Annotated in this window: 8 protein-coding genes; 6 read left to right on the forward strand and 2 right to left on the reverse strand. The window is 34.6% G+C overall.

The genetic code is table 11. The annotated features are described in order from the left end of the window. Position 1 precedes the first annotated feature (1 nt). Both ABD745_RS08595 and ABD745_RS08600 read right to left on the reverse strand, forming a co-directional pair. Positions 2 to 925, reverse strand: coding sequence for a glycosyltransferase family 2 protein (locus tag ABD745_RS08595; RefSeq protein ID WP_344828118.1), 924 nt, complete (start codon positions 923 to 925; stop codon positions 2 to 4). Continuing rightward, a complete protein-coding gene (locus tag ABD745_RS08600) occupies positions 912 to 2237 on the reverse strand; it encodes a UDP-glucose dehydrogenase family protein (protein ID WP_344828120.1) in 1326 nt (441 codons plus the stop codon). Before ABD745_RS08600 ends, ABD745_RS08595 begins: the two co-directional genes overlap by 14 nt. Before the next feature lie 220 nt (positions 2238 to 2457). On the opposite strand from ABD745_RS08600, the gene rimP reads away from it, so the two are divergent. The 6 genes from rimP to ABD745_RS08630 all read left to right on the forward strand — a co-directional run bounded on the left by rimP (position 2458) and on the right by ABD745_RS08630 (position 14256). Beyond that, a complete protein-coding gene (rimP, locus tag ABD745_RS08605; RefSeq protein WP_047401196.1) occupies positions 2458 to 2925 on the forward strand; it encodes a ribosome assembly cofactor RimP in 468 nt (155 codons plus the stop codon). 15 nt (positions 2926 to 2940) lie between these two features. Continuing rightward, a complete protein-coding gene (gene nusA, locus ABD745_RS08610; protein WP_047401197.1) occupies positions 2941 to 4176 on the forward strand; it encodes a transcription termination factor NusA in 1236 nt (411 codons plus the stop codon). 76 nt (positions 4177 to 4252) lie between these two features. Beyond that, positions 4253 to 7291 (forward strand): translation initiation factor IF-2, encoded by a 3039-nt coding sequence (infB, locus tag ABD745_RS08615; RefSeq protein ID WP_344828126.1) that lies wholly within the window; start codon positions 4253 to 4255, stop codon positions 7289 to 7291. A gap of 244 nt (positions 7292 to 7535) precedes the next feature. Next, positions 7536 to 10541 carry a SusC/RagA family TonB-linked outer membrane protein gene (locus ABD745_RS08620; RefSeq protein WP_344828129.1) on the forward strand — a complete coding sequence of 1002 codons (3006 nt, stop codon included), beginning with the start codon at positions 7536 to 7538 and terminating at the stop codon, positions 10539 to 10541. A gap of 17 nt (positions 10542 to 10558) precedes the next feature. Further along, positions 10559 to 12070 carry a RagB/SusD family nutrient uptake outer membrane protein gene (locus tag ABD745_RS08625; protein WP_344828132.1) on the forward strand — a complete coding sequence of 504 codons (1512 nt, stop codon included), beginning with the start codon at positions 10559 to 10561 and terminating at the stop codon, positions 12068 to 12070. Positions 12071 to 12318: 248 nt separating this feature from the next. Beyond that, positions 12319 to 14256, forward strand: coding sequence for a putative porin (locus ABD745_RS08630; RefSeq protein ID WP_344828134.1), 1938 nt, complete (start codon positions 12319 to 12321; stop codon positions 14254 to 14256). The last annotated feature ends 3 nt before the right edge of the window (positions 14257 to 14259 follow it).

Genomic DNA, 14259 nt, shown 5'->3' on the forward strand with positions numbered 1-14259 from the left:
CTTATTTTGTGTTGTTATATCGTACTTTGAAGTTCTTTTTATCTATAATACTTATGTTATCTAAAATTAATCCTGTAGCAAATGAAAGTATTGAAACAATCATCAGCATAATGGAAAATATTAATGTAGGAACTTTATATACATACTTGTATTCAAAATATTCTTTGATGGGAACAATCATGAACAGTATTCCTATAATAAACAAGACAATCGAAAATCCGCCAAAGAATAATAGTGGTTTGTATAATCTTACAAGGTTGAAAAATAATTTGATTACTTTAAAACCATCTGTAAAAGTATTTAGCTTTGAGACACTTCCTTCCGGTCTGTCTCTGTAATCAATAGAATATTCTTCAATTGCCAATCCGTGATGTAAGGAATAGATCGAAAGATCGGTTTCCAGTTCAAACCCTTTAATAGAGCTTGAGTAATTCTTAACAAATTTCTTAGAAAAAATTCTGTATCCGGATAAAATATCTTTTAGCTCAGATCCGAAAAATACATTGATGAGGTTTCTTACCAGATTGTTTCCAAAATTGTGAAAAGCTCTTTTGTTTTCTTTCTTGTAACTGTTGTTGGAAAGTCTGTCGCCAACAAGCATATCGCAGTTGTTTTCGACAAACTGATTCACCATTTCCTGAACACATTCTACAGGATAAGTATCGTCACCATCGATCATGATATACATATCTGCCTCTATTTCTCTAAACATTTTAAAGACAACATTGGCCTTTCCCTGTCGTTTTTCCTGTCGTACAATCGCACCTGCTTCTTTAGCAATTTCTATCGTTCCGTCTTTTGAATTGTTATCATAGACGTAGATTTCAGCTTGAGGAAGATAAGTTTTAAAGTCTTTTACAACTTTTCCGATTGTTAGAGATTCGTTATAGCAGGGAACAAGTACAGCTATTTTAAGAGTCTCCATTTGGCGAAATTGTTTTACGTCCGATACTTTTATAATAGAATCCGTTTTGCTCGGGAATTTCCAGTGGATACATGTTTCTTCCGTCGAAAATTACTTTGTTTTTCATTTTCTGAGCCATTAATTCAAAGTTCGGATTTTTAAATTCCGACCATTCTGTTGCGATGAATAAAGCATCCGCATTTTCTAATGCTTCATACATGCTTTTCGCATATTGAATTTTATCTCCAAGAAGTTTTTTAACATTACTTTCCGCAACTGCATCGTAAGCAATGATTTTTGCTCCTTTTTCCAATAAAAGAGCAATGTTATCCAGAGAAGATGCTTCTCTGATGTCGTCAGTATTTGCTTTAAAAGCCAATCCCCATAAAGCAATTGTCTTTCCTTCAATGTTTCCTCCGAAATATTTTTCAATTTCCGAAACAAGGATTACTTTCTGAGCAATATTTACGTTTTCTGTAGCTTCTAATATCTGGAAATTAAAATCTTCCTGTTTTCCTGATTTTATCAATGCTTTCACATCTTTCGGGAAACAGCTTCCTCCATATCCGATTCCCGGGAATAAAAACCGATGTCCGATTCTGTCGTCGCTTCCCATTCCCAATCTTACTTTATCTACATCTGCACCTACTTTTTCGCAATAATTGGCAATTTCATTCATAAATGTAATTTTTACAGCTAAAAATGAATTGGCGGCATATTTTGTGAGTTCAGAAGACTTTTCGTCCATGAAAATAATAGGTATTCCGGTATTGGTAAATGGCTGATAAATTTTAGCCATAATATCTTTAGCCTTATCAGAACTTGATCCTACAACCACTCTCGCAGGATTCATAGAGTCTTCAACGGCAAAACCTTCTCTTAAAAATTCAGGATTAGAAACGACGTCAAAAGGAATATTTGTTTTCGAAGCAATTACTTCGCTTACTCTGTCGGCTGTGCCTACGGGAACTGTACTTTTGTTTACGACAACTTTATATTCTGTCATCATTTCGCCGATATCGTTTGCAACTTTCAATACATAAGAAAGATCTGCAGAACCGTCTTCTCCCGGAGGAGTTGGTAAAGCAAGATAAATAACTTCGCTTTTGTCTAATGCTTCCTTTAAATTGGTAGTGAAAAATAATCTTTCAGCCTGGATGTTTCTAAGAAACATTTCTTCAAGGTTCGGCTCATAGATGGGAACTATGCCGTTTTTCATGCCTTCTACTTTTTTCTCATCAATATCTACACAGTATACTGAATTGCCAAGCTCTGCCAAAGTTGTTCCTGTAACTAACCCAACATAGCCTGTTCCTACAATAGTAATATTCAAAATGTATGTTTTTAAAAATTAAGTGACAAAAATAGTAAAAATACTATCACCACGACCTTTAATTTAATGTAAATGAATATTAACTTATTTACTTGATAATAAGATATTTTGCATTTTTAAGAAAAATTCGTATATTTGCAATGGATTAACGGAAAAACATGGGAAGGCCTTCGGAAGAAAGCCTTTTTTCGTACTGTTAAATCAAGATTTTGAATATTTTATGGAGTTTAGAAAGAGAATTGAAGAATTATTAAATGAATTCCTTGAAACCAGAAAAGATTTATTTCTTATTGATTTAAAGTTTTCTGCGGGGGATGACATCACAGTGATTTTAGATGGTGACAACGGAGTTTCTTTGCAGGACTGCCTTGATGCAAGTCGCGCGATAGAATTCAATATGGATCGTGAGGAACATGATTTCAGCTTACAGGTAATGTCGGCGGGATTGAGTGAGCCTCTGGCAACTCCGAGACAGTTTGCTAAAAATTTAGGAAGAGAAATTGAAGTTTTATTAAATAACTCTGAAAAAATTGAAGGTGAACTGGCAAAAGTAGATGAAGAAAAGATTACGCTTATTCTGCGTTACCGCAAACCGAAAGAGGTAGGTAAAGGTAAAGTAGATGTGGAGGAGGAACAGGAAATTCCGTACTCTGAGATTAAAAAAGCATTAGTAACAATTAAATTTTAAAAGAAAAAAGAATAGATGGACAATATAGCGTTGATTGAATCCTTTGGTGATTTTAAAGACGAAAAAGGGATCAGTAAGATTGATCTTATGGCAATTATTGAAGATTCACTGAAGACACTTTTGAGAAAAAGATACGATTCGGATGATCATTTTGATGTGATTGTAAACCCTGATAAAGGAGATTTTCAGATTTTTTTAAATAAAACGATCGTAGACGACGAAATGTCGGAAGATGATGATTTGGAAATCGAGATCTCTGAAGCTAAGAAAATTGACCCTACTTTCGAAGTTGGAGAAGATTTTACAATGGAAATTCCTGTTGCTCAGTTAGGAAGAAGAAATATCCTTACTTTGAAACAGATTTTAGCGACTAAACTGCAGGAGCACAACAATGCAATGTTGTACGAGCAGTTTAAAGACAGAATCGGGGAGATTGTAGTGGGAGAAATCCACCACATCCGTCACAAACATGTGATCTTATTGGATGATGAAGGGAACGAATTCATTTTGCCTAAAGAAAATCAGATTCCATCGGATTTCTTTAAAAAGGGTGAGAATATCAGAGCTATTGTGGAAACAGTAGATTTCAAAGGTTCAAAACCACAGATTATTATTTCCAGAACTGCACCTAAATTCCTGGAGAAATTATTAGAGCTGGAGATTCCTGAAATTCAGGATGGTACTATCATGTTGAAAAAGGTAGTAAGAATTCCTGGTGAGAAGGCTAAGATTGCAGTAGATGCTTACGACGACAGAATTGATCCTGTAGGAGCTTGTGTGGGCGTGAAGGGTTCAAGAATTCACGGAGTGGTAAGAGAGTTGAAAAATGAAAACATCGATGTTATTCAGTGGTCGAAAAACCCTGAAATCTTGGTGAAGAGAGCTTTAGGAAACGTGACTGTTAATAAAATTGATATCAACGAGGAAGCAAACTATGCATTAGTTTATACTCCTGTTGAAGAGATTTCTAAAGTGATTGGTAAGCAAGGACAGAATATCAGATTGGCATCTTGGTTGTCAGGATACGAAATTGATGTATATAGAGAAGCTAGCGAGGATGACGATGTTGATTTGAGAGAATTTAATGACGATATCGAGCAGTGGATTTTGGATGAATTTAAAAAAGTAGGTCTTACTACTGCAAAATCAGTTTTAGATAAAGAGACTGAAAGCCTTTTAAATATGGTCGATCTTGAGGAGGAAACTATCGAGGACGTAAAACGTATTTTAAGAGAAGAATTTGAAGATTAAGATTTTAAATAAATTTTAATAACAGTAAAAAGAAATACTTTAATTTTAAGAATTAAAAAAATAGTAAATAATATAGATGCCAAAAATAAGATTAAATAAAGCGGTTAAGGAATTCAATATTTCGATGTCCAGATTAGTAGAATTTTTACAGGCTAAGGGTATCGAGGTTGAAAGCAATCCTAACGCTCAATTAGAAGAAGCGGCATATTCTGCATTGGAAGCTGAGTTTGCCAAAGATGGCGAGCAAAGAAAAGCTTCCCATGAGGTGGTGATTACTAAAGTTCCGGAAGAAAAACTGGAGATTGAAGAGAAGAAAACACCTGAAGTAATAAGAGCTAAAGCTAATAAACCAGAAACTAAAATTTTAGGTAAGATAGACTTAGAGCCTAAAAAACCTGAAGTGGAAGAAATTCCTGTTGCTCCTGCGGCACCTGTTGTTGAAGAAAAGAAAGAAGAAGTGAGACCAGCAACGCCGGAACCGGAAGTAAAGGCAACTCCTGAAAAGCAGGAATTTAAAGTTCTGGATAAAATAGATTTGTCTCAAATAGAATCTAGAAATAGACCAACTAAAAAAGATAAACCTAAAGTGGAGGAGAAAAAAGCAGAGGAAAAACCTATTGAGAAACCAGTAGCAGCAGAGCCTGTGAAAGAAACTCCAAAACCTGTTGTTGAGCAGCCTGTGGCTAAACCTGCTGAGGTAAAAGCTGAGCCTCAAAAACCAACGGTAGAAGAGTCACAAGAACCTCAAAAAATTGAAACTGTTTATCAAAAACTTGACGGACCTAAAATCGTCGGAGAAAAAATTGATTTAACACAATTCGCGCCTAAGCAAGGAGCCGGAGCTAAGAAGAAAAGAAAGAGAATTGAAAAACCTGGTGGTAACAACCAACAAGGTGGAAACAATAATCAGCAGGGCGGAAATAATAACAATAACCAAGGACAAGGAAACCGTCCTCCAGGTCAGGGCGGACAAGGAAACCGCCCACCGGGTCAAGGACAAGGTCAAGGCGGAAATCGTTTTGGAAACAATAACCAAGGTGGTCCTCAAGGAAACCGTCCTCCGGGTCAAGGCGGACAAAACCGTCCTGGTGGTCCTCAAGGAAACAGACCTCCGGGTCAAGGCGGTCAAAACCGTCCTGCAGGGCAAGGTGGCGGAAACCGTTTTGGAAATAACAACAGACCTGGTCAAAGAACGATGCCTGTTGAATTAACAGACGAGCAAGTTAAAAACCAGATCAAAGAAACCCTTGAAAAACTAACAAATAAAGGAGGTAAATCTAAATCTGCTAAACACAGAAAAGATAAGAGAAACTTCCGTAGAGAACAAGATGAGCGTCAGCAAGAAATTGATGCGCAAGACAGAACATTAAAAGTAACAGAATTCATCACTGTTGGTGAATTGGCAAGTTTAATGAATGTTTCGCCGACTGAAGTAATTTCTGCTTGTTTCTCATTAGGTGTAATGGTTACCATGAACCAAAGATTGGAAGCTGATACTTTATTATTGGTAGCGGATGAATTTGGGTATAAAATCGAATTCTCTGATGCAGATCTTGGAGAATCTGAAGCAGAAGAAATTATTGATTCTGAAGAAGATCTTCTTCCTAGAGCTCCGATCGTAACGGTAATGGGACACGTTGACCACGGTAAAACATCATTGTTGGATTACATCAGAAAAACTAACGTAATCGCAGGTGAATCCGGTGGTATTACACAGCACATTGGTGCTTATAACGTGAAATTGGAAAACGGCCAGAGAATTACATTCTTAGATACACCAGGTCACGAAGCCTTTACGGCGATGAGAGCCAGAGGTGCTCAGATCACGGATATTGCAATTATTGTAATTGCTGCCGATGATGATGTAATGCCTCAGACAAAAGAAGCTATTTCTCACGCACAGGCTGCAGGTGTACCAATGATTATTGCAATCAATAAAATTGATAGACCGGGTGCAAATCCTGATAATATCCGTCAACAACTTTCCGGAATGAATATTTTGGTGGAAGAATGGGGAGGAAATGTTCAGGCTCAGGAAATTTCTGCTAAGCTTGGTAACAATGTGGATATTTTATTAGAGAAAGTATTGCTCCAGGCAGAAATGCTTGAATTAAAAGCTAATCCTAATAGAAATGCACAAGGAGTTGTAATTGAAGCATCTTTAGATAAAGGAAGAGGGTATGTTGCTACTATGTTGGTACAATCGGGAACTCTTAGAGTTGGAGATTATGTATTGGCAGGTAAAAACCACGGTAAAGTGAAAGCAATGCTTGACGAAAGAGGCAGAAACCTTACGGAAGCAGGACCTTCAATTCCTGTCACAATCTTAGGATTAGACGGAGCTCCGACTGCAGGTGATAAGTTTAAAGTTTATGAAGATGAAAGTGAAGCTAAAACTATCGCTAATAAGAGAGAACAACTTCAAAGAGAACTTTCTATCAGAACTAAGAAACATACTACACTTGAAGAGCTAGGTAGAAGAATTGCTCTTGGTGATTTCAAAGAATTAAATATTATCCTTAAAGGTGACGTAGATGGTTCTGTTGAAGCATTATCTGATCAGTTGCAGAGATTGTCTACTGGTGAGATCAATGTAAATATCCTTCATAAAGGTGTTGGACAGATCACTGAATCTGACGTTAACTTAGCTGCTGCTTCGGATGCAATTATTATCGGATTTAATGTAAGAGCCGGTGCTAACGCAAAAGATCTTGCTGATAAGGAAGAAATTGAAATCAGAAATTACTCTGTCATCTACGCTGCTATTGAAGAGGTGAAAGAAGCAATGGAAGGGATGCTTTCTCCGGAAATTAAAGAACAGGTAATTGGTAGTGTTGAAATTAGAGAAGTATTTAAAATTTCTAAAGTTGGTACAATTGCCGGATGTATGGTTCTTTCAGGAAAAGTGGCCAGAAATTCAAAAGTAAGAGTATTGAGAGATGGTATCGTTAAGTTCGATGGAGAACTTGAAAGCTTGAAGCGTTTCAAAGATGATGTAAAAGAAGTAACAAAAGGTTACGAATGTGGATTGAACCTGAAAGGTTACAATGATATCGAAATTGGTGATATTCTTGAAGTTTATGAAGAAGTTGCCGTGAAGAAGAAGTTGAAATAACTTTTATTTTCTATATAAGAATTGAAGCCACTCTAAAAGAGTGGCTTTTATTTTATTAATTTATAATAAATCTAAATACATTTTTAATTTATATTAAATAAATGTTAAAAATGTATTTTTGGTTCAATTATGTTTTAATAAAATAATTGAATGTAATGTTGTAATTAAATAGGATTTAGTCTTAATTAATTGTAATTAGTATTATAAAATTTATTAAAAAATTATTGATGTTAATAAATTGTAAATGTTAATTTTTATTAACATATTTGTATTTCTTAAATATAAATTTTTTAATATGAATGTGAAATTAAAAGTTTTAACTGTCGGAGCCTTTTTCTTTTTAGGAGAGGTGCTATCAGCTCAACAAAAGAAAGATGATACAATCACTACAAAAGAAATAGAAGAAGTTGTGGTTGTTGCGTATGGTAAGCAAAAAAAGGAAACGGTTGTTGGATCTAATACTCAAATAAGTGCTAAGAAATTAGAGCAAAGGAGTATTACGAATATTGCTCAAGCTTTAGATGGCGCTGGTTCGGGAATACAGGTGAGTACTTCTACAGGACAGCCGGGCAGTGCTCCTTCAGTAAGGATTAGAGGATTCAGCTCAGTTAATCTTTCTAATGAGCCATTATACGTTGTGGATGGGGCTCCATATCCAACAGGTATTGCTTTTTTGAATTCAAATGATATTGAATCAATGACAATACTTAAAGATGCGGCGTCAACATCGTTATATGGTTCGAGTGCGGCTAATGGTGTTGTTCTAATTACTACAAAAAAAGGTAAAAAAGGTAGAGATGTAATTAATTTTACTGCTTTAACAGGTGTTACGGAGAGAGCAATACCGGAGTATGATAGAGTAAATGCATATCAGTATTATCCTTTGGTTTGGGAATCTTTAAGAAATGGTTACCAATCTTCTAACCCTACAGCAACTGTTACTGTGGCAAATGCTTATGCGAATAACAATTTAATTACTGTATTGAAGAATAATGTTTTCAATGTGCCGGATAATCAACTTGTAGTTGATGGGATTCTAAATCCAAACGCATCTTTGAAATATACAGATTTGGATTGGCAAAAAGATTTGGTTAAAAAAGGCTTCAGGCAAAGTTATGATTTAAATTATAGTGGTGGTACGGATAAAACAACATATTTTGCTTCTATTGGCTATTTAAATGAAACGGGATATATTATAAAATCTGATTATGAAAGATTAACATCACGTTTAAATATAGATTCACAGGTTAAAGATTGGTTAAAAGTTGGCGTGAATTTATCAGCAGCATCTAGTTTTGGAAATAATGCAGTAGACGGGGCAACTAATAATTCTTCTTATATTAATCCATTTAGTTGGACAAGAAGTATGGGTCCAATTTATAGTCCTTATGTTCATGATGCAAATGGAAATACTTTATACGATTCTGACGGACAAAAAGTATTTGATCTTACATCTATAAGAGGAGCAGACGCAGCTTCGGGAAGGCATATTATACAAGAAACTCTTCTTAATAAAGATTTTTCAAAAACTTTTTTAGTTAATTCTAGATCGTATGCGGAATTTAAATTAGCCAAGGGTTTAACTGCAACAATGAATGTAGCCTATGATATAAGAAATTTTAAAAATAGTACATATACTAATAAAATCATTGGAGATGCGGCTCCAGCAGGTGCAGCTTCGAGAACAGCGGTTACAAACCAAACTATAACATTTAATCAAATACTTAATTATAGAAAAAGTTTAGGTAATCATAATTTTGATTTAACAGGGGGGCATGAATCTATAAAATATATTTATGAATATTTATATGGATATAAGCAAGGGCAGGTCGCCTCTGATAACGATGAATTAGTAAATTTTATTACACCAACATCTTTAACTTCTCAAACAGATAACTACAGAAAGGAAAGTTATTTTGCACGACTAAATTATGATTTTTTAGAAAAATACTTAGTTTCTGGATCAATAAGAGCTGATGGATCTTCGCGTTTTGCGCCTGATAGACGTTGGGGGACGTTTTGGTCCGTAGGAGCAGGATGGCGTGCGAATAAAGAATCATTTTTAGAAAATGTTAAATTTATAAATGATTTTAAAATACGAGGATCATATGGTGAGGTTGGAAATGATCAAAACTTTACTAATTCAGCATTGTCGTTTTATGCTTATCAGAGTTTATATAATTTAGGATATAATAATGCAACAGAAGCAGGTGTATTGTTAGGATTAGTTTCAGATCCTAATATTACATGGGAAACAAATAAACAATTCGATGTAGGAGTTGATTTTGCTTTCTTAAACAATCGAATCTCTGGAAGTGTTGAATATTATAAGAGATCAACTTCGGATTTGATTTTTGCTGTACCTACTCCTGTATCAAGTGGAGTTCCTGGAAATTCTATTTATACCAATATTGGAGATATGTACAATAAAGGAATTGAGGCAACTTTGAATTTAGCAATAATTAAGAAAAGTAATTTTGGATGGGATTTGACTGCTAATGCATCCACAATTAAAAACGAATTGACAAGATTACCAGACGGGCAGACACAAATTATAAATGGTACAAAAAAGCTAATGGTAGGGCAGTCTATTTACGATTATTGGCTAAGGCAGTGGTATGGTGTTGATCCAAATGATGGCTCACCGTTATTTCTTGTAGATGATGCGTATGTTAATACTACGGCAGCAGATATTAGGACTGTAAATGGGGTCTTGGTTACAACAAATTATGCGAAAGCAAAATATGACTATTCAGGATCATCGATTCCAAAATTGTACGGTAGTTTTGGGACGACTTTAAGATATAAAAATTTATCTTTTAATGCTATGTTTACTTATCAAATAGGAGGCAAAACATATGATAGTAATTATGCTTCACTTATGTCTGCTTATACACAAGGCGGTGCTTTAAGTACTGATATTTTAGATAGATGGACAACTGTAGGTCAGGTAACTGACGTACCGAGAATGGATGCGACTACATATGTAAGTAGTAATGCGGCTTCTTCAAGATGGCTTGTGAAATCTGATTTTATATCATTACGTTCTGCTTCATTAGCTTATGCTTTTAATCCTGAAGATATTTCACAATATGGTATAAGAGGATTGAAATTATTTATCAGTGGAGAAAATATTTGGTCTAAAACGGCACGCAAAGGATTAGAGCCGGTACAATCTTTTAATGGAACAACAACAAACAGATATACTCCTGCGAGAGTTTATAGTTTGGGTCTTAATGTTTCCTTTTAATTCAAAAAAATAAAAAAATGAAAAAATATATTTGCAGTTTTATAATTATAGCTGGTTTATTCACATTGTCATCTTGTAAAGACGAATTCTTAGAAACTGTTCCTACAGATTCTGTAGGTGATGTATCTGCAGTTGCTACAGCTGATAATCTTATGACTATTATAAATGGTATGCATCGTGATTTGTATGTGAGACAAAATTCTAATCAGGGCCAAAACGGACAAGCTGGAATTATGATTATGATGGATGCCTTAGGGGAAGATTTAGTTTTTCCTTCTACAGGAAATGGTTGGTACGTAACTACAGCTAGGTGGCAAGATCAAGTAAACGAGAATGGGGCAAACGATTTTTATCCATATCAGTTTTATTATGCCCTTATTCGTAATGCCAATACAGTAATTAACTATGGTCAAAGCGCAACAGGTGATGTTGCTACTAAAAATAAAGCAATCGCTGAAGCATATGCATACAGAGCATTTTGTCATTATATGTTGGTCCAGCTTTATGGCATAAGATATTCAGCAGGAACTACTAACTCGCAATTGGGTGTACCAGTAAGAACATCTTTAGAAATTACTCCGAAAGCAAGAAATACTGTAGAAGAAGTTTATACTCAAATTAATTCAGATTTAGATACAGCAATTTCTTTACTCACACCATATACAAGTAGAATAGCAAAATCCCATTTTGATGTAAAAGTGGTGCGAGGTCTGAAAGCGAGAGTTGCTCTTACGCAGGGCAATTATCAAATTGCGGCAGACAATGCTAAATTAGCTAGAACAACAGCTTCCGCAGATAATATAGCACTTATGTCAAATGCAAGTTATACTGCAGGATTTAATACATTGACGAATAGTGAATGGATGTGGGGGTCATATATTGTTGCAGATCAAACTGATTATTTCGGAAATTTTGGAGCATATATGTCTAGAAACTATAACTCTACTAATATTCGTACTGCTCCAAAAGCAATAAATAAGCTGTTGTATCAAAAGTTTCCTACGACGGATGTTAGAACTAAAAACTTTGATCCAACAGGTCAGCACACTGCGCTAGGATTAGCATCTAGTTTTTCAAAATTTGCATATACCAGTCAAAAATTTTTGGCGGTAAGTACTTCAGACAGTAGATGTGACGTCCCTTTAATGAGAGTTGCAGAAATGTATCTTATAGAATCAGAGGCTTTAGCAAGAATTCCTGGTAAAGAAGCAGATTCCAGAATTGTTTTTAATCAATTTATGCTAAATAGAAATCCAAGCTATGTTGCTTCTACAAATACAGGCACAGCTTACATAAATGAAATTTTAGACAGTAGAAGAATTGAGCTTTGGGGAGAAGGTTTTAGATTTTTGGATTTGAAAAGGCTAAATCTACCATTAGATAGAGGTAGTTCTACAACGACAAATCACTCTGCAACTGTCATTAATAATGTATACGCTGTTCCAGCAGGCGATAAAAGATGGCAATATTTGATTCCTAAATCAGAAATTGATGCAAGTAATGGTTTAGTGGTACAGAATCCACTATAAAACAAAAAATAAACTTTAATATTAAGCTGCTTATTACAAAAAATAGGCAGCTTTTATTCGATAGATTAGTAATTAAAGTAGATAAACTGTATTAATAATTATATGATTTTTATTAGAAATAATATTTCGGCATGTCCTTTAATAATCACTTGTGTTCTAATTTTTGTATTTATCAATAATTAATGTTTCTATTATAGGGTGTTGATTTAATTCCAATTTTCCTATTTTTGCTTTTACAAAATTTGATAATGAAGTACATACTTTCAATAATATTTTTCCTCAGTCTCACAGTTCAGGCACAAGTTGTAAACAAAACAGACTTCAACAAACTTCCGAAAGATGACAAAGACACTTTGGTGATTGATTCAGGAAAAAAAGATTCCTTAAAAATATTTAAACCGACGATCAATGATTATCTCTATCAGACACAGTTTTCAGAAAAAAAAGTGTTTGATACGGTGATGACTTTCGATAAGACGTATATTTTTTCTCAGTACAATAACAAAGACAACTTCGGAAGAGCTCAGTTTGCAAATATTGGAGCAGGCTTCAATCCATTGTCTTACGAAGTAAATCCAGAAGAAAACTTAGCTTTATTACCAACTAACAAAGCCTATGGAATTATGGGAATTAATGATATTCATTATTATGATGTGAAAACACCGACAGCAACTTTCATTTATCATAATGCGATGAAAAACGGAGCCGCTTTGAACTCAACTTATACTCAAAATATTGGTAAAAGATTCAACTTTGCTTTGGAATATACAGGATTGCGTTCTCAGGGCATGTACAGGAACTCTCTGGCGGCTAACAACAGAACATTATTTTCAGGACATTATGTTTCCAAAAGTGGAAATTATGAGTTGTTTGCTCATTATTTGCACCAAAATGTAAATAATCAGGAAAATGGGGGAATTGCGGTTGACAGTCTTTTTCAAAATGGGGACAGCAATTCCAGAAACAGGCAGAATATGCAGGTGAATCTGGCTTCGTCAAGTTCGCAGTTTTCTTACAGAAGATATTATCTGACGCATCAGTTTACGCCATTTAATCCGGAAAAATATCCTTTCAGAATCAGGCATACAATTTCTCATCAGGGAAATAAATATTATTACACACAAAGCACGCCGGAAGCTTTTTGGTATGATTCCGATGCCGAACTTGTTACCAATGGACCTCTTACATCAAAAAAATATTCAGATAATTTCAGCAATACAGTAAGCTTGGTTTGGGACAATGAAAAATTCAAACTGGATGCCGGACTTCGCTATCAGATGATAAAATTGGGAAGTAGTGAAATCACTTTACCGCTTTTAGTAATTCCTACCGAGATCAAAGAAAGTAGAATTGGTGCTGTTGGAAATTTACAGGTTAAACTTTTTAATAAAATTCAGTTGAATTCATTCTTAGAATTTTCAAATGGAAGTCAATTCGGAACTTACATGAGAACAACGAATAATTTGAAATTTGAGCCGATTAAAGATTATTTTGTCAATGCCAAAGTGAATTTTCAAAGTGCTTATCCTTCATTTAATTATTTGTTGAATACTTCGATTTACAATAATTACAATTATTATCTTCAGAATGCTCAAAACCAAACTGTCACAGAAGTTGGAGGAAGTATTAATTTGAAGTGGTTCAAAACAGAATTATTTGCCAACTATTTTAGAATTGATAACTATACATATTTCGATATGACTGCAACGCCGAGACAAAGTGCAAGTCCGTTGAATATTTCTCAAATTGGAGGCGATGCAACATTTAGTTATAGAAATTTTCATTTAAACACAAGAGTACAATTTCAGAATGCGTTGACAAACAAAGATCTTTTACCAATGCCAAGTTTTATTGGTCGTGCAAACTTCTTTTACCAGTCTAAAGCGTTTAAAAATGCAGCGGAAATTCAGACTGGGATAAAAGTGTATTATTTCTCAAAATTTGCATCCAGAGATTATTTCCCGATTCTTAACGAATATATTTTACCAAATGCCAATTCATTTTCAATTGGCGGACAACCGATAGCTGATGTTTATTTTAATATGAAAGTTAAAAAAATGTTCTTCTTTATTGAAGGACAGCAGATCGGAACTGTCTTTTCAAGTAATCAGGCTTACGCATTTCCAAGTTATCCGGTCTACGACTTCAGGCTAAACATCGGAATTGTGTGGTATTTGTTCAACTAAAAT

The organism is Chryseobacterium ginsenosidimutans, from assembly GCF_039536845.1.
Classification (GTDB): domain Bacteria; phylum Bacteroidota; class Bacteroidia; order Flavobacteriales; family Weeksellaceae; genus Chryseobacterium; species Chryseobacterium ginsenosidimutans_B.

Excerpts from the sequence above, each read along its gene's own strand:
- nusA (WP_047401197.1), top strand. The coding sequence starts at position 2,941 with ATGGACAATATAGCGTTGATTGAATCCTTTGGTGATTTTAAAGACGAA.
- ABD745_RS08630 (WP_344828134.1), top strand. The coding sequence starts at position 12,319 with ATGAAGTACATACTTTCAATAATATTTTTCCTCAGTCTCACAGTTCAG.
- infB (WP_344828126.1), top strand. The coding sequence starts at position 4,253 with ATGCCAAAAATAAGATTAAATAAAGCGGTTAAGGAATTCAATATTTCG.
- rimP (WP_047401196.1), top strand. The coding sequence starts at position 2,458 with ATGGAGTTTAGAAAGAGAATTGAAGAATTATTAAATGAATTCCTTGAA.
- ABD745_RS08625 (WP_344828132.1), top strand. The coding sequence starts at position 10,559 with ATGAAAAAATATATTTGCAGTTTTATAATTATAGCTGGTTTATTCACA.
- ABD745_RS08595 (WP_344828118.1), bottom strand. The coding sequence starts at position 925 with ATGGAGACTCTTAAAATAGCTGTACTTGTTCCCTGCTATAACGAATCT.
- ABD745_RS08620 (WP_344828129.1), top strand. The coding sequence starts at position 7,536 with ATGTTAATTTTTATTAACATATTTGTATTTCTTAAATATAAATTTTTT.